The following is a 23,557-nucleotide window of genomic DNA, read 5'->3' on the forward strand; positions in this document are numbered from 1 at the left end:
GACCACTCAGTCGTCAAGACTGTCGTTAACGGCATATCCGGCGAAAAGTTGAAGGTCAACCGTTGGCCCTCGCGGATCCGTGAAGTTCTCGCTAGCGGAGAGGGAACCTAAAACAACGGCTGTCGTTTAGCGCGACACATCGGTTTTCCTGTCGGACGACAAGCCAACCGGCAACAGAATGCGGCGAAATACGCCAGGCCGACTTGCTGCACCTAACGACTGTGATAACATCCGCCGCAATATGTCCCCCACCTCTGGGCCCGGTGCAAACCGGCAACTCATGTGGGGGATTTCCTTTTGTGGGCCCGGAGAACCGATATGGCCGCAGTAGGACAACCGTCGTTCTCCCCGCTCAAGCCCCATCTCTCCTACGCCGATCAGCTCGACCTATTGAGGGCGAGAAATCTGACCATCGGAGACGAACGCGCGGCGTTAGATACGCTGCAGCGCCTCGGCTACTACCGATTGGTCGGCTACTGGTTTCCGCTGCGCAGACCGGATCCGGCGAACGCCATGGCGCGCCTCGACGAATTCGAGGACGGCGCGACATTCGAGCTTGCGGTCGATCTCTACAACTTCGATCGCACCCTTCGTTTGCTGGTACTGGACGCCATTGAACGCATCGAAGTCGCTATTCGCGTCGATGTCGCTTACCTGCTCGGAAAACGCCACCGACTCGCGCACGAATGCGCATCGCTCTTGGATTCCCGTTTTACGTCGCCTCGCGAGAACGGCCGACCATCGGGTCATAGCGACTGGATGCGGCGCTATCAGGATGGCGTGCGCAAAAAAACGAAGGACGAATTCGTCGCACATCATCTCAGCAAGTACGGCGGCAAGATGCCTATCTGGGTCGCCACCGAGACCTGGGACTTCGGGCTCCTCTCCAAATTCTTTGCAGGAATGAAGTACGGCGATCGAAACAAGATCGCACAGCGGTACGAGTTGGACGGGCAAACGCTCGAATCGTGGCTACGCGCATTGAATTTCGTCCGTAACGCTGCCGCACATCACGCGCGCCTTTGGAATCGAAACAACCCCGATGGACCGCGACTACCTACGATGCAGCGCCATCATCATCTGCACCATCTGCGTGGCGATGACTTCGCCCGGCGTCGCGTCTATGGATCTCTGTGCGTCACGCGGTATCTGCTGAAATGCGTCGATTCTCAGTCCCAGTGGATACAGCGTCTTAAATCGCTCGCCGACACATTCCCGATCTCGGATCTCGTCAGTTTGCGTAATGGCGGTTTCCCGCCCGCCTGGCAGGATCTCGCGCTTTGGGCGGCCGTCTGAGTCGACAACATCGCAACGCAAAGGTGGCACGCGCAGCGCGGTCCTTTGGCATATCACGCGATCACGGCAGGCATCGGACGATTCAAGCCGCTCAAAAAACGGGGGACGATTATCACCGTCGCCCCACACGCACCTCTGCATTCAGGCCGCCCGAACCGGCTCCTCCCACGTCGCGCCCGACAGCACGCCGCCGTCGACGACGATCGATTGCCCCGTGATATAGGCCGAGGCCGGCGACACCAGCAGCAGCAACGTGCCCACGAGATCGGCCGGTTTCGCAAGGCGCCCGGCCGGAATGAAGTCCTTGAACCATTGCGCGCGATACGTATCGTCCCACAGCGGACGCGTGAACTCGGTCTGCACAAAACCCGGCTCGATCGCATTGACCTGAATGTTGTCGGCCACCCATTCATGCGCCTGCGCGCGCGTCAATTGACTCACCGCGGCCTTCGACGCCGCATAGACCGAGATCGTATTGAACGCATGCTTCGCGCTCAACGAACTCAAGTGCACGATCTTGCCACCCCCGCGCCGCTTGAGATGCGGATGCACGGCCTGGCTCAGGAAATAGACACTCTTGAAATTGACATCGACGACCGCGTCGAAATCCTCCGACGTGACGGCATCGATCCGCTTGCGCCGATTCGCGCCGATGCTGTTCACGAGGATATCGAGCCCGTCGAAGCGCTCCGCCACGCTATCGACGAGCCGCTTCGCGGCCTCCGGTTCGCGCGTGTCCGCCACGAACGTCTGCACGGTGCCGCCCGCGTTTTCGATGGCCGTCTTCGCGCGTTCGAGCCGCGTCGAATCGACATCATGCAACGCGATGCGCGCCCCGGCCTTCGCCAAGGCCAGCGCGAGTTCGCTACCGATCGCGCCGCCGCCGCCCGTCACGAGCGCCACCTTGCCATCGAGGGAAAAAAGCTGATTCAGTATCGTTGACATCGAACATTCCGAATTGATGAGCCCGCGGCTCACATCACGCTAGCGGGCAATGGGTCGTGCCGGATCGAGAATCCATTCGCTCCACGATCCGATGTAATGCTTGGCGTCGCCGAGACCCGCATGCGCGAGCGCGACAAGATTTTGCGCGGCGGTCACGCCCGAGCCGCAGTAGAAGATCACCCGGCTCGGATCGACGTCGCCGAACAACTGCGTGTAGTGCGCACGCAGCGCTTCAGGCGAACGAAACCGGCCATCTGCGCCGAGCGTGTCGGCGCGATCGGCGAGCCGCGCGCCCGCGATATGTCCGCGCACCGGATCCTGATAGACGCCTTCGCCGTGATAGCCCGCCTTCGAGCGGCTGTCGAACAATGCCCAATCCGCATCGAGCCGATGCTGCTCGACGAGATGAATATCGGCCTGCAGCTCGCTGCGTTCGGCATGTCGATACTCGGTACGCTCGCGCGGCGCGACGAATGTGTCGATCGGGTAGCCGAGCGCAAGCCAACGCTGCAAGCCGCCGTCGAGCACCGCGACCGCATCGTGTCCGGCCCAACGCAGCATCCACCAGACGCGCGCCGCGGCCATCATGCCGCCGCTCGAATCGTAGACGACGACCTGCGTATCCGGCGTGACGCCCCATGCCGACAGCGTCTCGCGCCACGTATCGAACGCGGGCAGCGGACGGCGCCCGGTCTTGCCCGCGACGATCGGCCCCGCGAGATCGGTCGCCAGGTCCGCGTAGTGCGCACCGGGAATATGGCCTCGCGCATGCTCTCGCCGACCCCACGCCTCGTCATCGAGCGTGAAGCGCGCGTCGAGAATCAGCCACTCGGGATCGTCCAGTTGCGCGCAGACCGTTTCGGCCTGTACGACAGACGTGTATGCCATGCCCCGCTCTCCCACTCATAGACAGGGCAAACATCATTGCACGCGCATTCGCGCGCTCAACCAACATATCGTGCTTTGCTTATTCGCATACCGAAACTTTGCCTTCCGTGAAATCGATATCGAATTTGCTTGGTATGCGGTACGTGCCGGACATGATTACATATTCATTCGATTCACTCGAACCTCGATAACAACTCGCGCATGGGTCCGATGACGGACCCATGGGCACGGATAGGCGGTCCTTGTCAGAGCTTGACGATGCGACGTCTTGTGTGTGTACGCGTCGCAGCGTATGCGATTTGTTGAATCCCGACCTCTGACATCCCCGTTCCATCCATGATCAAGAAAATTGCACTCGCACTCGCGTTGTCCGGCGTACTGACCGTCGCCGCTTCGTCATCCGCACTCGCCGCGCCGAAGGGCAAGGGCGCCCCCGTCAAGGTCTTCGTATCGGTGCTCTCGTTCTCGTTCCCGCATTTCGTCTTCCTCGAAGATCAGCTCGAAGACGAAGCCAAGAAACTCGGCAACGTCGACGTGATCCGCTCCGACGGTCAATTGAGCGCGCCGAAGCAGATCGCCGACGTCGAAGCCGCGATCGTCCAGGGCGTCGACGGCATCATCATCGCGCCGGCCGATGCCAACGCCCTCGCGCCCGCGATTCGCGAAGCGATCAAGGCCGGCATCACGGTCGTCACGATCGACCGCCCCGTCAACGGCGTGCCCGAAGTGCTCGCGAATGTCGCGGCCGATAACTTCACGGGCGCCGTGCATCAGGGCGAGGCCGTCGCAAAGCAATTTCCGAAGGGCGCGACGATCGTGAATCTCCAAGGCATTCCGGGCGACAAGACGGCCAATGACCGCAACGCCGGTGTCCACAAGGCGCTCGACGGGAAGCCGGGCTACAAGTTCGTCGCCGAGCAAACGGCGCATTTCAGCCGCGATGAAGGTCTGTCCGTGACCGAGAACCTGCTGACGGGTCTGCCGACGCCGCCTCAGGTCATCGTCGCGGGCAACGACGATTCCGCGCTCGGTGCGGCGCAGGCCGTCGAGGCACGCGGCCTCAAGGGCAAGGTCGCGATCTTCGGCTATGACGGTTCCGAGAACGCATTGAAGGCCGTGCGCGATGGCTCGCTCGCCGCCACCGTCGATCAGTTCCCGGGCCGCCAGGGTCGCCTCGCGATCGAGACGCTCGTTCAATACGTGCGCGACGGCAAGAAGCCCGCGAAGACCGATCTGCTCGTCGATCCGGTCGCGATCACGAAAGCGAATCTGACGTCCGCCGAACGGTACGGCAAGATCGCGCAATGAGCGAACTGCAGGCGAGCGATGCGCCGGCCGTCCGAAGCGTGGACGGCGCGATCGTCCGCGCGCGCGGGCTCGTCAAGCGTTTCGGCGGTCAGACGGCGCTCGACGGCGTGTCGTTGTCGCTCGCGCCGGGTGAAATTCGCGCGTTACTCGGCGAGAACGGCGCGGGCAAGTCGACGTTGATCAATCTGCTCAGCGGCGCGCTCGAACCCGACGACGGCACGATCGAGATCGACGGACGGCCGGTGCGTCTTGCGCGTCCGCTCGAAGCCTGGCGTCAAGGCATCAGCACGATACGCCAGGAATTCAGCCTGTTCGACGAACTCAGCGTGACGGAGAGCATCTTTACGGGTGCACTGCGCGTCACGCGATTCGGCCGCGTCGACTGGAAACGCATGCACGCGCAGGCGCGCGACGCGCTCGGGCGGCTCGGCTATCCGATCGACCCGCAGCGGCGCGTCGGCGATCTGAGCATCGGCGAGCAGCAACTTGTCGAGATCGCGCGCGCGCTGACGCGGCAGTCACGCGTCGTCATCATGGACGAGCCGACCGCACCATTGAGTCCATCGGAAGTCGCGCGACTCAAATCCGTCGTGCGTCAGTTGTCCGCATCGGGCATCGCCGTGCTTTACGTGAGTCACCGGCTCGAAGAAATCGTCGATCTGTGCCGCACCTATACCGTGCTCAGAGATGGGCGCGAGGTTGCGCACGGCGAGGTCGCGGGCATGAGCGAGGCCGCGCTCGCGAACCTGATGGTCGGCCGCGACATCGCGGTGAGAACGGCAGTGCGCGACACCGCGCCGGGCCCCATCGTCTTTGAAGCCGACGGACTCAGCGCGGCATCCGACGCGCCGGGCGCGGTCAGGCATGCGTCGTTCTCATTGCGCGCGGGAGAAATCGTCGGCGTCGCAGGTATCGTCGGCGCGGGACGCACCGAGACCGCGCGCATGATCTTCGGTCTCGACCCGATCGGCGCGGGGTCGATGCGTCTCGATGGCAAGCCTTATGCGCCGCGTTCGGTCGCCGACGCGATCGAACGCGGGATCGCGCTCGTGCCCGAGGATCGCAAGAACCAGGGCGCGTTCCTGCCGCTCGGCATCACCGAAAACTTCTCGATGCCGCGCGCGCGACGCGCGCCGTTCGCGCGGCTCGATCGCGACGCGGAACGCCGAAGCCTGTCGGCGTTCGCGACTGCGCTCAAGTTGCGCGCGCCGTCGTTCGATGCACCGCTCGCGGCGCTTTCGGGCGGTAATCAGCAAAAGGTCATGCTGGCGCGCTGGCTCGATGTATCGCCGCGCCTGCTGATCGTCGACGAGCCGACCCGCGGCATCGATATCGCCGCAAAGGCCGACGTGCACGAGATTCTGCGCGCGCTCGCGGCGCGCGGCGTCGCCGTGTTGCTGATCTCGTCCGACTTGCCCGAGGTCCTCGCGCTCAGCGACCGCGTGCTCACGTTCTGCGCGGGGCGGATCACGGGCGACACGCGCGCCGCCGACGCCAACGAGCACACGCTGATGGCGCTCATGACGCGCGACCTGCGCGCATCCGTTCAATCCGAAGAAGCGACCCTGTCATGAATTCCGTTTCGCCCCTCGCCGAGCCGCCGCGCCGCACGCACGCGCATCCTGCCGCGCTCGCCGCGAAATTCGCGCCGACGATCTTCCTGATCGCGCTGATGGTGCTGTTTACGACGCTCGCACCGCGCTTTCTGTCGTCGGTGAATCTTTTCAACGTGCTTCGCCAGGTGTCGATCTACGGCATTCTCGCGATCGGCATGAGCTTCGTGATCCTGACGCGCGGCATCGATCTGTCGGTCGGCGCGCTCGTCGCGTTGACGGGCCTCGTCGGCGCGGTCGTCGCGCACGGCGGCGTCGAAGGACATTTCACGCTGCCGTTTGCGCATGACGGACTCTCGTGGCCGTTCGCGGCGGCGGCTGCGATTCTGGTCGGCGGCCTCGCAGGACTCGTCCAAGGCCTGCTCGTCGCGCGCTTTGCCGTGCCCGCCTTCGTCGTGACGCTCGGCGGCATGACCGCGTTCCGCGGTCTCGCGCTGATCGTCGGCAACGGCAGCCCCGTCAGCGGGTTCAGCGACGCGTTCGGCTGGTGGGGCCGCGGCATGATCGGGCCTGTGCCGGTGCCCGTCGTCGTATTCGCGGTCATCGCGATCGCCGCCGCCTATCTGCTAAGCGCGACGCGCTACGGACGCGCCGTCTACGCGATCGGATCGAACCCCGAAGCCGCGCGACTATGCGGTCTCAACGTACGCGGCGTGCTCACGAGCGTCTATGTCCTCACGGGTCTGCTCGCGGGCCTCGGCGGCTTTTTGCTCGCGTCGCGGCTCAATTCGGCCGAAGCCGTCGCGGGCACGCAATACGAGCTGACCGTCATCGCGGCCGTCGTCATCGGCGGTACGAGTCTCTACGGCGGCAAGGGCGGCATTGCGGGCACGGTCATCGGCACGTTGCTGATCGGCGTGCTGCTCAACGGACTCGTGATTCTCAACGTGTCGCCCTATATCCAGCAGTTGCTGATCGGCGTCATCATCGTCGCGGCCGTCACATTCGACGTCGCGATCAAGAGAGCATTCAAATGAGCCGAACTGTACTTCTTACAGGCACACACGAAATCGAACCGGTCTACCGACAGTTTCGCGCGGGCTCGCTGAGTGCGTCGTTCGGCCAGGGACAATTGAAGGACGTCCGCTGGCGCGGCGTCGAAATCATTCGAGGCCTTTCGTTTCTCGTGCGCACACCGGGCTGGGGGACGCCGTCCCCTGACATCTCCGCGCTCGAGATCGACGAAACCGACGCGCAATTCACCATCCGCTATCGCGCGACCTACCGGAACGACAATGAGATCGTCGCCGCGGACATCACGTTCAGCGGTGCCGGCGAAGGCCGTCTGCACGCCGACGTCACGATTCGTCCGCAGACGGATTTCACGACGAATCGCAGCGGCTTTGTCGTGCTGCATCCGCTTGAAGGTTTCGCGGGGACGAACGTCCGCGTCGAGCACGCGGACGGCTCGCGCGTCGAACGCTTGATCGACGCGGCGATCAGTCCTGGGCAACCTGTCTTCGACATTCGCGCGATCACGCATACGCCGCGATCCGGCATCGAGATCGAGACACGCTTCGAAGGCGACGTGTTCGAGATGGAGGATCATCGCAACTGGTCCGATGCCTCGTTCAAGACGTACAGCCGTCCGATCGGTTTGCCTTACCCGTACCGGCTCGAAGCGGGTACGTCGTTGACGCAATCGGTGCGTATCGGTGTGACCGAACACAGCGAGGCTTCGATCGCGTACGCATCGGACACGCACGGCGATATTCGCGTGAGTGTCGGGGAACGCGTTCCGCATGTGTTGCCGCGCATTCTGGTCGCGCTCGATTCGCGCAGCGCCGCCGATGCGATCGATCACGCGGAACGCCTCGCAAAGCTCGGCGCGATCGAGTACCTGTATCGCCACGATCCCGGTCTCGGCAACGGTGTGCATGCGATCGAAGCGCTGGATGCACTCGTTCGCGCGAGCGGGCATCCGTTTTCCGCCGAGTTGATCCTCGCGCTGCCCGATCAGGCGGATCGCGAAATCGCCGGCTTCGCGGCGCAGCTCGAACGCGCGGGTCTCGCGCCGCGGACCGTCGCGGCATTTCCGGCATCGGACCGGCAATCGTTTCAGCCCGGTGAAGCGCGGCCGCCGGTGCCCTCGGATCACGAGATCGCCGCATCGTTGCGGCGCTGGTTTCCCGATAGCGCGATCGCGGGCGGTTCACCCGCGTTCTTTACCGAGCTCAATCGCAAGCGGCCGCCGCTCAGTGTCTTCGACGTGATTGCACATGCGACGACGCCGACCGTTCATGCGTCTGATGATGGTTCGGTCATGCAGACCCTCGAATCGCTCCCGCATATCTTGCGTTCGGGTCGTACGCTCGCGGGTGATGCCGCGTATCGGATCGGACCGATCGGTATCGGGGCGAGACTGAACCCGTACGGCGCGGGGCCCACGGCGAATCCGTCGCAGATTCGCGTCGGACTCGCCGATGCCGATCCGCGCCAGCGCGCGATGTTTGCCGCGGCCTGGCATCTCGGTTATGCGGCGGCGATCATGCCGTTCGATATCGATTCGCTCGCGCTCGCGGGGCCCGTCGGGCCATTCGGCGTGTTGTCGCTCGCGCAAGGCTATGCCCGCGCGTGGTGGGATACGGTGCCGGACGGCGCGGCGTATCCGCTCTATCACGTCGTGGCCGATCTCGCCGAGGGCACGGGCCGTCTTGCGCTGAACGTCCGCGTCAGCGATCGCCGTGTCGCGGCGCTCGGATTCGAACACGCGCGCGGCCGCACGCTGCTGCTCGCCAATCTGAGCGCGGAACCCGTATCGGTCACGCTCGACGGACTCCGCGATGCACGCATTCGATGGCTCGATGCGCAACACGCGCCCGATGCGGCGCTCGCTCCCGAACACTATCGAGGATCGGCCGAATCGCTCGGCGTCGAGGGCCATGTCTTGCTCGACGCCTATGCGTATGTGCGTATCGACGAGGTCGAGCCATGATCGGCTTGAACGCAGTAAGCCCCAACTCATTACACGTCATGCGTGCTTCAAGGGCTCGTCCCGGTGTACGCGGCGCCTCATCGCATCGGACATCCATTTCATGAAGATCACTGATTTGCGCCCCTTGGGCCGCACCGGAGCCTCGATTCCCGTGCTCGGCGTCGGCACCTGCCCGCTCGGCGAGTTGTTCGGGGTGATTCCCGACGACGAAGCCACCGCCACGTTGAATACCGCGTGGCACAGCGGCATCCGTCTTTACGACACCTCGCCGTGGTACGGCCTCGGACTCGGCGAACGTCGGACCGGTTCGCTGCTGTATCGCAAGCCGCTGTCGTCCTATGTGCTCTCGACGAAGGTCGGACGGCTTTTGCGTGCACCCGAGCGGCGCGATCGTATCCGGCCCGCGCCGTGGAAGGGCGGTCTCGCGTTCGATCACGTCTACGACTATTCGTATGGCGGCATCATGCGCTCGTATGAGGACAGTCTGCAGCGGCTTGGGGTCAATCGCGTCGACGTGCTCTACATTCATGATCTCGACACGGGGTACTTCAAGGAAGAAGCCGCGTTGCTCGCGCATCTCCGCGATCTCGAGAAGGGCGGGTTTCGCGCGCTCGAGGAGCTCAAACAGGCGGGCGACATTCTCGCGTATGGCGCGGGCATCAACGAGCCCGGCATGATTCATCGATTCCTCGACCGGCATCCGCTCGACGTGTTTCTCGTCGCATCGCGCTATACCTTGCTCGAACAGCAGATCTATGCGGATGAACTATTGCGTGCCGCACGCGAAGGCGCGTCGATCGTGGTGGGAGGCGTCTTCAATTCGGGGATTCTGGCGACGGGCGCGCGCGAAGGCGCGCGCTTCGAATACGGTGCGGCGCCGCCCGCGATCGTCGAACGTGTGCGGCGGCTCGAACGTGTGGCGCAGCGACACGATGTTGCGCTCGCGGCGGCGGCGCTGCAATTTCCGTTCGGATTTTCGGCCGTGAGTTCAGTGTTGTTCGGGCCGACAACCGCGGAGGAAATCGAGGCGAACGTTCATCACTTCGAACGTGCGATTCCGCCGCAGTTCTGGGCCGATCTGCGCGACGAAGGACTCGTCGCGGAAGATGTGCCGTTGCCCGCGGCGGTCGCGGTGTAAGGACGCGCGTTCGCGCGTCCTACGCTCTGACCAGGCGACGCCGGACGCTACCGAGCGCACGACGTGCGACAAGCGCGACGCGACGCAGTGGGAAAAGCACCGCTCGCGTGAACAAGCGGATCGGCATCGTGGTCTGCAACGAGATCTGCACGGTGCGCGCGTATTCGGACGAAACGAATCGGCTGATCTCAACGAGTTCCTTGCCGATTTTGACGATTTCGGTGCGCGTGTGCGCCTCCGAGTCCGGCACCTGCGCGGCTTGGTCTTCCGCATACTTCTGCAAAAGCAAGCGCAGATCTTCAAGACTGTCGCTTACCCACACATAGGGAGGCGACTGTCGGATGTCGATGTATTGAAGAACGGACTCGATTCCACCGGGAACATCCGGATCGATCGCGACCCAGCCCATCGGCATGTTGTACAGATCGAATCCGAAACACGTACCGCACCAATGGTTGCGGTACGGGTCCGCATCGTGTTGCCTGAAGATCAGATCGAATTCTTTGCGTATCGAGCGCAGTTCGCTGCGCGATCGCTGGCCCATTGCAATCTCGTTGAGCTTCTCAATGGGTTCGAACAAATCGTAGGCAAACGGATCGCACGACACGAGAAAGTCGCGCGAATGCTTTAGGACCGCCGGATCAATACGCTGCCGTGCTTCGCCCGTCTCGATCGATAGAACGACTTGCAAGTAGAAGCGCATGATGACTTCATTGAGCAACCTGAATCGCGTCCCGTCGCGCCGGCCTTCAATGACTTTCGCGACCGATCCCGGCTGGATCGCCCCCTTGCTCACAAGATACTCGAGCTGCTGAGCCACGCCCAGCCCCCAGAAGTAATGATCCCCGACGCCGAGGCGCTCGGCATATTTTTGAAAATGCTTGATCTGCTTCGGGATCGCCGAATTTCGGTAATACACCAGCGGCAAATTAACAATCCGGCTTCGCTTTTGAGCGAAGGAAATCAAAAACCAACATACGTGAGAATAGATCGGCGCGACCGCTTGCGACTCCCAAGCCACGTCGACGTCGACAGCCGAGCGCTTGAAAACGACGTTCGAAATCCCCGCGAGCATAAAAACAAAGCCCGCCGTCTGGATCAATGCATCACCGCAAACGTCCACATATAGAGAACGCATCGGCGCCATACGCGTCGCAAGGAGACCGCCCTCGTCGTTGATGACGGACGAATTGAACACGAACATATCCGCCTCGTCGGCGCGAATGGACTTGATCAATTCGAGGACGGTTTCGACCATCGGCAACTCGTCGTCGCCGTGAAACCATATATATTCGCCCGTGCAGAGTTCGACCGACGCGTACATATTTTTCTCGGCATTATCGAGAAATTCAGTTCGCTTAAAAAACTGAACGCGCTCGTCGACTAACGGGGTAATCAGAGCTTCCGTGCCATCATTCGAACAATTGTCGACGACCAGCACGTTCACGTCGTCGGTCCGGGTAAGAAGGTTGCTCTTCAAAAAGAGCACAAGGGAATGAACACGCTTTCCGCGATTGTAGGTCGGAATACAAATCGTCAAAGCGGGTTGCTTGGCGTTGTCTGACATAGCGAATGTGTGTGCTCGATTTATCAGGTTATTTGTCTTTCAGTTACCGCTTACTTCGCCTGAGGCTTGCCTGGATCATCGATGCCGTGCATATATTACGAAATTCCTCGCTGCATGTCGGACCACTCAAATCATTAAAAAATACTTCATCCGAAGTGCAATGACACGCTGCGCCACATCAATCACGCATGTCGAGCCATCCGCGTCCGGTGTTATGTGCACAACGGCTATTCCGTACGCCTCGAAACGTTCTTCCGCCGACGTAAAGTAGGGTGTCGATTGTGTGTCAGTGTCCCATCGCTTCAGTCCGCGACGCAAGCGTAGACGGCTGTCTTTAGGTCAGATATTTCGCACGCTCGTTGCGAATGCGCCTTCCAATGTCCTTGCAGAAGTCAGGCCATGAGCGCTACCGCGACACGGCCAGCCACCAACGAGACAAACAATAAGGACCAGTCGATACACGAGACCCTGTCCTAACCAATCGCGGACGACGAATCCATGACCGGGGCAACACCCTCGAAGCGCATACCCATGCAGCATCATTTCATTGAGCTTTCCGTCCTCCTCTCCGCGCTCCGTTTACTGTCAACGGCTCGCTCGCAAGGCTCGCTCGAACATCCGTTTGAAAAACGTCGGCGACATCGGGATTGAGCAGGTCTAAGACCCCAAAACGTGCACGAACATACGGTGTCGGCTCATGAAATTCGAAAGCAATCGGGAAATATCCCCGATCTCTTTTCATTGTCAAAAAATTGCCTGCAAAATGACATATTCGTAACGCGTACGCCGGGCGCGGCCGCGTCACAAGGTCCTCGGTTGTCGATAACAATATTCGCAGTCACACTATTCATTAGCGCGACATGGGCGGCGCACATGAACAACAACGCTTCCGACACGGCCGGTCGGAGCAAAACAGGGACAGTCTAGACGCAAGGGAGAAATTTCGCGCTGCGACTCCGAGTCCGTCGACAAATATAGGGAATCGTCCGTTCGTCGTGCAGACATTTGAGAATGTTTAAGATGATATTCAATCTCAAAGAGCCGACGCCGTGACCGCGTGCCCCTCTCGTTCATGGCCGCCTGTAGCGACAACTTTACGAATTCGTGCTCGAACCTAACCGTCCGCTTTCGACGTAGAGATACACAATTTGAAACATATTTGCTCATGACGGGAGCGAACTTCTAACTTAAAACATGCGTGTCATGTAAGCCACGCCGCATCCTCCCTTAGCGGAACGAGCGGCCCGTGATTGCGCAAGTATCGTTCCAAGACTGACTGAACGTCTCGAAATGAGCGTGGTCGATAGGCCTGTCGTGACGCATGACACAGCGCGCACCCCTTCACCAGGATTGATCTCGGCTCAATACAAGATCGGTCCATGGAAGGACTGACACGTCGTCGATCATGTGACACGGTCTTTTTTGTTCAACGACTTTCACAGGGGATATTCGGCCAATGCAAACTCAACTCAGCCACACTATCGTATCGGAAGATCTTGCTGCGATCATCGATGCAGATCTTCCCTGGGAGCGGTTTGAAGGCAAAACCGTGCTCGTGACCGGCGCTGGTGGTCTGGTTGGAAGCTACATCGTCTGGACCTTACTGGCATTGAATGAACGCTCCGACAAGCCGGTCAAGGTCATCGCGTCGGGTCGCAATGCATCCGCGCTCGCACACAAGCTCGGTGCTCACGAACACCTTCGCCTCGTCGAATTGCCGCTGACGAATGTTGCGCCGCTGGAATTGAAGGCCGATTTCGTCATCCACGCGGCGAGCCCGTCTCGCACGTCGATCCACCGTGACGATCCGCTCGGAACGATTGCACCGAACGTTTTCGGTACGCAGGCTTTGCTCGAACTCGCGCAACGGTCTCGCGCCGAGGGATTCCTCTTCGTCAGCAGCGGCGCCGTATACGGGCAGCCTGAGTTGGCGGACGGCCAACGCGTGCACGAAGATATCGCCGCGTCATATGGTCATCTAAACCCGGTCATGTCTTATGCCGAAGGCAAACGCATGGGCGAGTTTCTCTGTCGCGCATGGGCCGCGCAGCATGGATTGCAAACAACCATTGCTCGACTCGGTCACACCTACGGCCCAGGGCTTGAAGAAACCGACGAGCGCGTGTTCGCGGACTTTGCGTTTCGCATTCTGCGCAACGAACCCATCGTGATCAAATCCGCCGGCACCGCGATTCGGCCGTTCTGCTACGTCACCGATGCGATCGTGGGGCTCTTCACGATACTGCTGCGCGGCGGCAAAGGCGAAGCCTATAACCTCGTCAACGTACGCAATGAGTTTTCGATGCTGGAACTCGCTTCAGCGTTACGCGAAGAGTTCTCCGAGCGCAATGTGCACGTCGAGGTTCTCGGTCAATCATCGCACTCGTTCCAGAAGCAGATCCTGCTTTCGACCGACAAGCTCGAAGCGCTCGGATGGGAACCGAAGATCTCGATTCGCGAGGGATTCAGAAGAACAATCGAGAGCTATTGAGCGGTCTTCGCAAAGCATTCACAACCGGCGACGTGGCTGAAGGCGCCAGCGTGACCCGGAGTCGGGTGTATCGAGGCCGGATCGAAGATCGGAATACCCGACGAACTTCTCGCATCGTATTCGCGTAGAATCGGCCGCGTTTGAAGCAACCTTACGGCTTGCCCACGAGCGCGGCTGCAACCCATTGGACGGACCGCAACTTAAAACGAGCGCTCGCCTTAGACACACCCCGCGCGCGGCACTCGCCCTGTCTGCGCATACCGCATGCATGCCAGGGCGCCCCGAGTACGCGCATCGCAACCATCTGACGCTTCTATGTTCGGATCGATCGGTCGAACCCGCAGTTTCCCGCCCACGCGTAGACATGGCGGCCCAAAAAACAACGTTGAGGACCGACGTGGTACGTAATTCCCGGATCGATACCCTGCTCATCTTGCGCGGGATTGCTTGCCTTCTCGTCGTGCTTTCGCATGTCAAAGGCGAATTCCCGTGGGCGAATTTCTTCGTCGTTTTCGGTCACGACTATACGTGGACGATATCCGTCACCGGAACCACAGGCGTGTGGATTTTTTTCGTTTTGTCCGGATATTTGATGGGCAAGGCGTTTTATACGGGACGTTATGATTACAAACCCCGCGGCATTGCGAGATTTTATCGAGATAGATTTCTGAGAATTTACCCCCTTTATCTCGCGAGTATCATTGTATCGTGCATTATTTTTCACGAAACCTATCCGATCGATGCACCGAGCATTCGAACGATAGCTCATCTACTTCTATTCAGCTATTATGGAAGAACGCCATTTCCGGATTCGGTGCTCTGGACGATTTCTACTGAATTTCGCTTCTACCTGCTCGCGCCGCTTCTCTTCTTTGCACTCGAAAAAACAGTAAGCAGTACGCGATCCGCCGTGGTCGCAGCCGGCGTTTTTATTCTCTTGCAGATTGGGTTTCGATCCTGGCTATATCTTCATTACGCCCATCGCGTCCCCGACTGGACTACATTCTGGATATTGCACAGCTACATTCCTCTCATCGGGAATTTCGATTCATTCACTCTCGGATTTTTATTGAACGTCTTCGTGATCAAATGGAACGCGCAGCCGCGTCGTAGACAGCCGCCACGCGCCGCAGGATGGATCGTTCTTGGCATATCGACGATCGTGTCGTCATATGCGGGATATAGAGGACTATTACTCGCTCAACCGGGCTACAAGCCGCTATTCTTTTGCGCGCTAGAGTCGATCATTGTCTTGGGTGTCTGTCTGACATTGTTCTGCTTCGAAAGCCACAACAACAATACGCTTCGCATGCCCGCGCTAAATTGGTCTGCGATAAAAACCACGCCGCTCAGGAGCTTCGAGATTTTCGGCGTCGTGACGTTTGGGATTTATCTATGGCACATGCTGGTGCTCGCATGGGCCAAGAATATTCATTTCCCAGTGAGTAGCGCACAGGCAGAATTTGTACTTCGATTCGTTCTCGTGCTCGCGGTCACGACCGTCATTTCGGCAGCAACATACTTGCTAATTGAGAAGCCGTTCTTGCGTCTGCGTTCGGTTTTACGATGGCCACTATCGGTTCGACAGCCCACAAACGATATCGACGGAGCGGCGAGCCGATAGCGAGCCTCACGCATCCGACCGAAGTCGCCTTAAAATGGCCCGCATTGGTGCGGTCAGGCGCCACGAACGCGACATCCGAAGTGCCGCAAGTTGACTGTGGGCATCACGTGCGTCGGCCGCCTGACGCGCGCAAGCGATCTCGAGCTCTCTCACGCGCTCGTTAAGACGTTCGACTTGCGCATGCGTCGAGTCGGAGTCGAGCCGCAACGACGCCGCGCGAGCGAGCCCGGTTTCGACGACTTCCGGCGTATGAATCAGCGATAACAGGCGGTACTCATCGGCATTCACCTCATGCAGTAGCGTCATCGTCTCCGCACTCAACGCGGGCTTCTCGCTGCCGTTCTGCACGTGTACGATTTCTGCTTCGGGATCGAATGTAAAATCAAGCAAGTGTGCGATCGCCGACGCCGTCTCCTTGAAATGCGGATACATGCCGATATAGACGAATCGCTCGTGAACCGCGGCCGCCAGTTTTAATTGATGATACTCATCGATCAGACTGTCGTAGTACGTCGGTTCGAGCGTCGGTCGGCCGAAAAGCACCGACCACAAGGTATTGAAATAGTAATTTCTGTAGTACGGCGTTCGGCACGCGACGCGCGCAAGTTCATTTGGATCCGTATCTGGGTTTCGAAAAAGCGCGTACAATTCTTCGCCCATGACTTTTCGATACCAGGCAATTTCGCCTTGATTCAGGGGATATTTTTCCGGCTCATCAATGCCACGCGCCAAAATTAGCTTGATTTGAAAAATATCGGAAATGAAACGCTCAACCGGATCGCGCAAAATGGTCGCATACTGGCACCTCTCGCCTGGCAATCCAAAATCGAGATTTTGTCGCGTATGGTGATGGCAGAGATAGTTTTTGAGAAGATTATTTGGATCCCTGCCGCCCGGAAAATATATATTCAGGGCCGATTGCGTATCGAAAGGCGTACCAAACGACTTCAACGATCCATCGTATAAATCAAATACCGGGATTTGATTTCTGACCGCCGCATGTGCGAGAGAATGCCAGACGGTCGAACCGCTGGTCCGATGTAGGTGTAAGAAAATCATTCCGAACTATCCTTCTTATCACACGCTGCGTGTCATGCACGACGCCAAGTCAAATAGGCGTCAATCACGTGGGAGCGTCACACGCCTGTAACGACGGCTCGCTACGATCTTTTTAAATCGGGGAATGGCGTGTGAGGCGACGCAGCACCACGCCGTCCCACCTCCCGTCCATCGCGAGAGCCATACTTTCAGGCAGTGTCCGAAATCGCGGGACGCGCAAAAGGCGCTTCCAACGCAATACCGAGTTCTTCGTAGAATGCGTCCAACTCGCAGTTCTCCATGACCAACCTCGGATGAAACTTGAGCCAATGCATCCACAGCTCTTGGTTATCCAGAAACCAGATATGCAAGGATTGCCCGAAATCGAGGTAAAAAACCGCCGGATCCCAATGATGCAGACGAGCGATCAGCCAGCAAGCCAACGACCCGCCCTGCAGCATAATGAGCGGGGGCCCACTTCCGATACGCTTAGCCTCTGCCTTTGCTTCGATCGTGGCCGCTTTGCATAGATCAAGAATAGCATATCGCTGGTTGTAACTTAAAAGCGGTATTTCGAGATGAGTAAACGACGGTAACTTCCATCTTTCGCCGAGCGCCTTGACGCGATTTGCACCGACCAGGACGACAGGCCGTGATCGCGCAAATACGGGAAGTCGCTTGATGTCTCCGGAATAGACCCATCGCTTCCAGATCATGGACTCGTACACCGGCGAATCCGCGCCAAAGAGATCCGCAAAAGTACGCAACTGCGTCGATTCCATCTCGCCGATCGCATCTGTCCGCCCAAATATCCGATGCGCAATAGTGGGCTGCCATTTGAACGAAACTGACCGGAAATAGTCGGGCGAAACTGTCTCGGTGCGGATGCCTTGAAAGAGTTCGTCAAGAAAATTTTCGTTATAAACACCCATCTCGGGCAGGAAAGCGTCGAACGCTCGCGCGGCAAGACGATCAATCTGTGCGTCGGTAAATATGTTCTGCAACTGCCGCTCAACCAACCAGGACGAAAGCAGCGCCCGCGCAGTTTGCAGGTTATGCACACAATCCCAAAACCCGTGCGGCAAGCGAGGATAGGCACAGGCCTGGTTACTTTCGAGTCGCTCAAAGAATGCGTCCGCCGATAGAGCGATGAGCGAGTACTCACGTTCGTCGACACGGAACCGCAGCGTTTCCGCGAGTCCGAATTGGCGGGAATACGCAAGGTTGTCCTCGCGGTCGCGCGCCTGCATGTCGTCAGGCTGCTGGGGCACGTAGGAAACAGGAACTGGCAACACGGCGGAGATCGTCAGATCGATCTCATCGCCGCCCTCATCAACCGCATGCTCGAGATAGTGAATTAGTGCACCGCCCGATCTCGACTCAGGAACCACAATGAGATAGAGAAGCGGATCGAAATACGCGTTGGGCTTATATCCAAGCTTTTCTCCGAACTCAAGAAAGTGCTCGAGCGGCGCAACACCCGCTGGGATAAATTCGCGATAACACGAGACATAAAACGCCTCGTCGAAAATGCGCATCCGTTGAAGGCGCTTGCGCAATGCAACCGCTTGCCGTTCGCTTGTGCGCTGCGCATCCGAGCGCCATATCCGCTTCGCGACAATGCGAATATGGTTCGGAGGCAATCGCCAGCCGCGCCGATAACGATGTGGGATAAAGCGGCGCCGAAACGCGTGCCGCGCGCGATCGGCGAACGCTTGGATGGAGGCTATTCTGTCGCGCATCGTGAATCTCCGACGTCAGTCCGTTATTCGACGATACGAATCGTGCGTTGCAAGAAGGATCGGACAACATCGGGGTCGTTCCACATCAGGACGTCGAGCACCGACATGTTGGGTTCGAATCGATTGTGATCGACAGAATACGTCAGGGTGGCGGGTTCGATGAATCGCAGATCGATCTTCGCTTTCCGCCATTCTTCGGAAACGAAGATATCCCTACCGCCCGGAGGATTGATATAGCGTGTCGCGCCGAACGCCGTGGTGATCGCGAGTGCCCATTGCCCGGCGTGATCGACCCCGGACAGATCGAGATCGAGTTCGCTGCATAACGACCACTTGAACGGAATCCCGAGGTAGTCGCAGACCACGGATAGAGTTTGCACGTTCAGGTCGACCAGACGAAGGGTCGCCGTTCGCGAGAATGCCTGTCTGACTAGTTCACACACGCGCTCAAAATAAGGCGACTTGCCTCGATAGTGATTAAGCTGCCCCAACACGCGACGCTGCGCGGCACCCTTGTCGACGAGCATCACGTCATGAATCGCGGTCGTCGAACGGTGTGCAACCGGCACGCCGACGTACTGCCAGCCTTGCGTGGGATGCAAAATCCGATTTCGATTCATCCAGCTCCGGGCGCTGTATTTAACGACATCGAAAACAATCCAGTGGTCGCACGCGAGGATCAACTGGTAGTGCCCGAGATACGGGAAGAAGTACGGCTGCATGATCCCCAACGTCAATCCCGAACCCCGTGCGGCACCTGTGCATTCGGGCCGCGACGCATCCATGGCAGTGTTGGCTTCGTGGCTCAAATCGCGCGCTCCCGAATGTCGCGAACCATTCGGCACACCTTGTCGATATCCGATTCGGTGATCCCCTGTCCCGAGGGAAATTGAATCAAAGTCTCGCAGAGCTGCTCCGTGACCGGCAGTGACCACGGCGTGTCGTCAAACGGGGGGCACAGGTGCGTGGCCGGCCAGAAATACCGCCGGACGTAGATATTCCGGTTCCAAAGTTCATTCATCAGGCGATCACGACTGGTCCCGAAAACCGACTCGTCAATCTGCGCGACAACATACTGGTAATTGCTTTGCCCGTCGTCGCCGTAGTCGATGACTCGCAAACCCGGAACATCGGCCAGCAAGCGGCGATAGTGAAGATATCGCTCGCGGTTATCGACGATGAGCGCGTCGATATTGCGCAACCCAATCAAGGCCATCGCCGCCTGCGCTTCGGACATCTTCGCGTTCATGCGCAATAAACCCGACGTCACGAAGCCCATGTCGTGAAAACTGCGCGCCGCGCGCAACTTGGCCGCGAGCAGGTCGTCGTTCGTCGTGATGCATCCCCCCTCGGCCGCGTTCAGTATCTTGGTCGCGTGGAACGAGAAGATCTCGGCGTGACCCAGTCCGCCGATCGGCACACCTTTGAAGCGGCAGCCAGTTGCATGCGCGGCGTCGAACACAAGCTTCAGACCGCGCCGCTGGGCAAGGTCGGTGAGACCGTGCGGATCACATGGCCGGCCCCATAGATGGACGCCCAGAATCGCGGCGGTCGAGTCCGTGACAAGCGGCTCGACGCGTCTCGCGTCAAGCACATGCGTCTCGGGATCGACATCGCAAAAGACGGGGGTGAGTCCTGCCCAGACAATCGACTGAACCGTGGCCGGAAACGTGAACGAGGGCGTGATGACGTTGCCCTTCAGATCAAGCGATCTGAGCACCAACATCAAAGCGATCGTGCCATTGGTCACGCAGATCGCATGCTTGACATTGAGATATGCGGCTAACGCGCGATCGAGTTCGGCCGTCAGCGGACCGTGATTGCTGTAGAAACCCCGATCGAAGATGTCCGAGAACGCCGACTGGAACGCATCCCAGCTCGGAAAGTTCAGTTGGCCGACATGCATCGCCTTGTCGGAGTCCTCTAGCATGCGCGGCTCCGCAGACGTTCGAGCATCGCAGGGGCGTCTCTAAACAGCGCCCGGAAAAGCGCCGCAAGGCGCACGATGTCGGCATGCGTGACGCCGTCGCCGCAAGGCATCTGAATCCACACGCGGCTCACCTCTTCGGTCACAGGCAGCGCCGTGCGCTCAGACCCGGGCGCCTCGACTTCAAGCGCGTAGAGCGGCGGCGAATAGTAGGGCCGCACGAGCGCGTTCTCAGCGCGCAGCACATCGATGAGCTGCGCGCGGCTGAACGGACAGCTCGGTTCCACGCGCATCAAGGCAAGACAGAAGTTTTTGACGTTCGCGTCATAGTCAGCGAACGTTACGAAGGGGATGTCCTTGAACGCACGCTGGTAGGCGACGAAGCGCGCTCGATTGTCGGCCATGATGCTTTCCGCATGCGGAAGATTCGACAACGCCAGGGCGGCATGAATCTCGTTGAGCTTCGCGTTCATGCCCAGTTGCGTCGGCGCACCCGAGTTGTCATATCCGAATGTACGTTGGCTCCTGAGCGCATCGGCCAGCGCAGCATGATTCGTCGTCAGATAGCCGCCTTCGAACCCGTTGATCAGCTTCGTCGCATGGAGACTGAAAACGCATGCGGTCGCGCGAGACCCGACGAGATCCGTGCCATAGCGCCCTCCGACTCCATAGACCGCGTCGATGATGAGCGGAACATCATGCTCGCGCGTCGTCGCCTCCAGCGCATCGATATCGCAGAGCGCGTTCACGTTGTCGACAGCAAGCACTGCCGCGGTGTCTGGACCGATCATCCGCGCCAATTCACGCGGACATAGGGTTTGCGTGTGCGGATCAACATCGCAATACCGTGGCTCGAGACCCGCCCAGCGAATCACGTGGGGCAGTCCCCGAAACGTGAATGCGGGCATGATCACTTCTCGCCCACTGGGCCTCGCCAATGCCCGAATCGAAAGAATCAAGGCAAAGCACGCGTTCGCGAACGCGACGCAATGTTGCGCGCCGTGCCACTGCGCAAGACGATCTTCGAGTTCGCTGACGAGCGGGCCCTGATTGCTGAGTCGCCGCCTCTCGAAGGCCTTCGCCATCATCGCGAAGAAGGCCTGCGGATCTCGATTCGCGAGCTGGCCGGTCGCGAGTGCACGCGCAAAGGCCGGGGGTCCCCCCAACACGGCCCAGTCATCAGGGCCAGCCTTCTCCGCGATCGCCGCGACGGATGACGGATCCGACGGCCCGCGTGATCGGATAGCCGAATCGAAGCTCATGAGCGTTTCAGAACCGCGTCGTAACGATAGTGCGCCGAATAAAACGAATCCGGCATGCGAACGATCTGCGTACGCCAACCTGCCTGGACGGCCAACGCATCCATCTCTGCGGGAGTCCGCCATGCGCCCAGCGTGCCACCGGTCGCGGCCAGTTCATCGGCGGGGGGCACACTGCCTTTATAGAAGGCGTGTGCTCGACTCCGGTCCGGGAGTTGGCCCAGAAATAGAGTCTCGACACACGTGAATCGATCGTGCAGCACGCGCAACATCTGCAGCGCGGTCTCAGGCGGAAAGTATTGAAACGCGCCGTAGCACAGGACCTTCGTGAAACGTTCGGGCGCGGCTTCCTGCTGCAAATACGCTAGCGCGTCGGCAAGCAGATAACCTTCCGACGAACGTTTGACGAAGCGACGGTTTGCCACGTCGATCAAGAACGCTGAATAGTCGACACCCAGTCCCCCGTGACACGCCGAGAAAATCGATGTCGTCAATGCACCATTCCCGCAGCAGAGGTCGAGCAGCGTATCGTCCTGCGTCAATTCGAGCGCCGTGGTGATCTGGGCAACGATCATGGCGATCTGCTCAGCGGAAACCGGGCGTCCGTTAACCGTGCGGCGCACTTGCGCCCACACATCATCGTCGTCGCACGTTTCGGGATGATGCCTGTCCGGGTAATGACTCGATGCAGTATTCATAGATGTCCGGCAAATGTCGTGACCAGCGCTTCAGCGCGTCGCGTGTAGCCATCGAATAATGCGCCAGACTTTCGAAGCCGTCAGCCCTGTGTAAGCCCGGATTTCGCCGGGTTGAGTTCGTTCGAGATCTCGCGTTCCAAACAACGGTTGGCCATTCATAAACATTTCAGCCACCTGGCGATTGCTCGCTTCATAGGATTGGACAACTGCCATACGCTGCGCATCGGACAGAAATGGGACATCGTCAAATACGCCCAAATTCGATGTGGCGGCGGTCAGGGCGATCAACTGCTTGTGGTATCGACGCTTGCGCGCGACGTCCAAGGGAAGGCGATTGATCCAGCGCTGGAAATTGAGGATGTCGCGATTGATCCGCTCGTTACTTCTCCCGCTCGGCAACTGGATCGAGCCGGGCGCGACACCCGCGAATTGTAGAAAATCCGCTCGTATGTCGCTTCCGTTACCGGCAAAAGGTGCGTAATCGCGCAGCGTCACGGATTCTGTTCCGAATTCTGCGACCCAGGGCTTGATTCGCTCCGCGTAATCCCAGATATCGCGATCCCGACGCATCGTTGCATCGAGCGTGTCGCCATTGCCTTGCGCTTTGACCGTTTGGTTGTACCAGGACAGATGCGCGTCGTCCTGGCGCCGAATGTAGCAGAGAATATCGACGCGTTCGTCAAATCGCCGGCCCGCCGCATCGAGCAACGCGGCCAAACGTTTCGGCGCGGGAAAAAGATAGAAGTTCTCGCTGCTGAGCACAACCGTGCTCGCGGCATGGCCCGCGACTTCATTCTCGAATCGTCGCTGCAGATCGTCGAGCGTCAGCGGCTGCTGGCTCGCCCAGTCGGGGTATGCGCCGTGCAGCCGGAACGCCAGATCATGATGACCGAAGCCACGCAGGCTGACATCCGGATAGTGGAGCCCATGGTCGAGCAGCGCGGATCGGTTATCGGCAAGGGTCCGTTGTATTGCAGTCGAACCGGTCTTCGGTGCGCCTATATGGACAATCCAGCGCATACGCTCTATGCCTCGTCTCGTCGAACAATCGTTGTTCCGCTCGAATCGCTGCAGCATACTCCGCCGTC

18 protein-coding genes are annotated in these 23,557 nt (G+C 59.5%); 8 read left to right on the forward strand and 10 right to left on the reverse strand.

Annotated elements, in window-relative coordinates:
* Window positions 1–318: 318 nt before the first annotated feature.
* A complete protein-coding gene (locus D7S86_RS24930) occupies window positions 319–1,296 on the forward strand; it encodes an Abi family protein (protein ID WP_121090522.1) in 978 nt (325 codons plus the stop codon).
* Window positions 1,297–1,437: 141 nt separating this feature from the next.
* On the opposite strand, the gene D7S86_RS24935 is transcribed toward D7S86_RS24930, so the two are convergent.
* Both D7S86_RS24935 and D7S86_RS24940 read right to left on the reverse strand, forming a co-directional pair.
* Window positions 1,438–2,241 carry an SDR family NAD(P)-dependent oxidoreductase gene (locus tag D7S86_RS24935; protein WP_121090688.1) on the reverse strand — a complete coding sequence of 268 codons (804 nt, stop codon included), beginning with the start codon at window positions 2,239–2,241 and terminating at the stop codon, window positions 1,438–1,440.
* Between the two features lie 39 nt (window positions 2,242–2,280).
* Window positions 2,281–3,129 (reverse strand): sulfurtransferase, encoded by an 849-nt coding sequence (locus D7S86_RS24940; protein ID WP_121090524.1) that lies wholly within the window; start codon window positions 3,127–3,129, stop codon window positions 2,281–2,283.
* 336 nt (window positions 3,130–3,465) lie between these two features.
* Here D7S86_RS24940 and D7S86_RS24945 point away from each other — a divergent pair, with 336 nt between their 5' ends.
* The 5 genes from D7S86_RS24945 to D7S86_RS24965 all read left to right on the forward strand — a co-directional run bounded on the left by D7S86_RS24945 (window position 3,466) and on the right by D7S86_RS24965 (window position 10,123).
* A complete protein-coding gene (locus D7S86_RS24945; RefSeq protein ID WP_121090525.1) occupies window positions 3,466–4,437 on the forward strand; it encodes a substrate-binding domain-containing protein in 972 nt (323 codons plus the stop codon).
* Window positions 4,434–6,011 carry a sugar ABC transporter ATP-binding protein gene (locus D7S86_RS24950; RefSeq protein WP_121090527.1) on the forward strand — a complete coding sequence of 526 codons (1,578 nt, stop codon included), beginning with the start codon at window positions 4,434–4,436 and terminating at the stop codon, window positions 6,009–6,011. Before D7S86_RS24945 ends, D7S86_RS24950 begins: the two co-directional genes overlap by 4 nt.
* Entirely contained in the window at window positions 6,008–7,027 is a 1,020-nt protein-coding gene (locus tag D7S86_RS24955) for an ABC transporter permease (protein ID WP_121090529.1), read from the forward strand. Before D7S86_RS24950 ends, D7S86_RS24955 begins: the two co-directional genes overlap by 4 nt.
* Complete coding sequence (locus D7S86_RS24960) at window positions 7,024–8,985, forward strand: D-apionate lactonase family protein (protein ID WP_121090531.1); 1,962 nt, start codon at window positions 7,024–7,026, stop codon at window positions 8,983–8,985. Before D7S86_RS24955 ends, D7S86_RS24960 begins: the two co-directional genes overlap by 4 nt.
* A gap of 100 nt (window positions 8,986–9,085) precedes the next feature.
* The gene (locus D7S86_RS24965) at window positions 9,086–10,123 is read left to right on the forward strand and encodes an aldo/keto reductase (RefSeq protein ID WP_121090533.1); all 1,038 of its coding nucleotides are present in this window, start codon (window positions 9,086–9,088) and stop codon (window positions 10,121–10,123) included.
* Window positions 10,124–10,142: 19 nt separating this feature from the next.
* On the opposite strand, the gene D7S86_RS24970 is transcribed toward D7S86_RS24965, so the two are convergent.
* The gene (locus tag D7S86_RS24970; protein ID WP_121090535.1) at window positions 10,143–11,690 is read right to left on the reverse strand and encodes a glycosyltransferase family 2 protein; all 1,548 of its coding nucleotides are present in this window, start codon (window positions 11,688–11,690) and stop codon (window positions 10,143–10,145) included.
* A 1,456-nt stretch (window positions 11,691–13,146) separates the two neighbouring features.
* Here D7S86_RS24970 and D7S86_RS24975 point away from each other — a divergent pair.
* Together D7S86_RS24975 and D7S86_RS24980 are read left to right on the forward strand one after the other, a co-directional pair.
* The gene (locus D7S86_RS24975) at window positions 13,147–14,181 is read left to right on the forward strand and encodes an NAD-dependent epimerase/dehydratase family protein (protein ID WP_121090537.1); all 1,035 of its coding nucleotides are present in this window, start codon (window positions 13,147–13,149) and stop codon (window positions 14,179–14,181) included.
* A gap of 364 nt (window positions 14,182–14,545) precedes the next feature.
* A complete protein-coding gene (locus tag D7S86_RS24980; RefSeq protein WP_158602085.1) occupies window positions 14,546–15,805 on the forward strand; it encodes an acyltransferase family protein in 1,260 nt (419 codons plus the stop codon).
* Window positions 15,806–15,811: 6 nt separating this feature from the next.
* Here D7S86_RS24980 and D7S86_RS29290 read toward each other — a convergent pair whose 3' ends face one another.
* The 7 genes from D7S86_RS29290 to D7S86_RS25015 form a co-directional block, all read right to left on the reverse strand.
* Window positions 15,812–16,864: a sulfotransferase family protein gene (locus D7S86_RS29290; RefSeq protein ID WP_147432467.1), complete on the reverse strand. Its 1,053-nt coding sequence runs from the start codon at window positions 16,862–16,864 to the stop codon at window positions 15,812–15,814.
* A 188-nt stretch (window positions 16,865–17,052) separates the two neighbouring features.
* Window positions 17,053–18,585: a hypothetical protein gene (locus tag D7S86_RS24990; RefSeq protein WP_147432468.1), complete on the reverse strand. Its 1,533-nt coding sequence runs from the start codon at window positions 18,583–18,585 to the stop codon at window positions 17,053–17,055.
* A gap of 23 nt (window positions 18,586–18,608) precedes the next feature.
* A complete protein-coding gene (locus tag D7S86_RS24995; protein WP_121090545.1) occupies window positions 18,609–19,370 on the reverse strand; it encodes a WbqC family protein in 762 nt (253 codons plus the stop codon).
* A 20-nt stretch (window positions 19,371–19,390) separates the two neighbouring features.
* On the reverse strand, window positions 19,391–20,515 hold the full coding sequence (locus tag D7S86_RS25000) for a DegT/DnrJ/EryC1/StrS family aminotransferase (protein WP_121090547.1): 1,125 nt from the start codon (window positions 20,513–20,515) through the stop codon (window positions 19,391–19,393).
* On the reverse strand, window positions 20,509–21,774 hold the full coding sequence (locus D7S86_RS25005) for a DegT/DnrJ/EryC1/StrS family aminotransferase (protein ID WP_338069200.1): 1,266 nt from the start codon (window positions 21,772–21,774) through the stop codon (window positions 20,509–20,511). Before D7S86_RS25005 ends, D7S86_RS25000 begins: the two co-directional genes overlap by 7 nt.
* On the reverse strand, window positions 21,771–22,469 hold the full coding sequence (locus tag D7S86_RS25010; protein ID WP_121090551.1) for a class I SAM-dependent methyltransferase: 699 nt from the start codon (window positions 22,467–22,469) through the stop codon (window positions 21,771–21,773). The genes D7S86_RS25005 and D7S86_RS25010 overlap by 4 nt, the downstream gene beginning before the upstream one ends.
* Window positions 22,470–22,499: 30 nt before the next feature.
* Window positions 22,500–23,489: a hypothetical protein gene (locus D7S86_RS25015; protein ID WP_121090553.1), complete on the reverse strand. Its 990-nt coding sequence runs from the start codon at window positions 23,487–23,489 to the stop codon at window positions 22,500–22,502.
* Window positions 23,490–23,557 lie beyond the last annotated feature (68 nt).

Source organism: Pararobbsia silviterrae, from assembly GCF_003628125.1.
Classification (GTDB): domain Bacteria; phylum Pseudomonadota; class Gammaproteobacteria; order Burkholderiales; family Burkholderiaceae; genus Pararobbsia; species Pararobbsia silviterrae.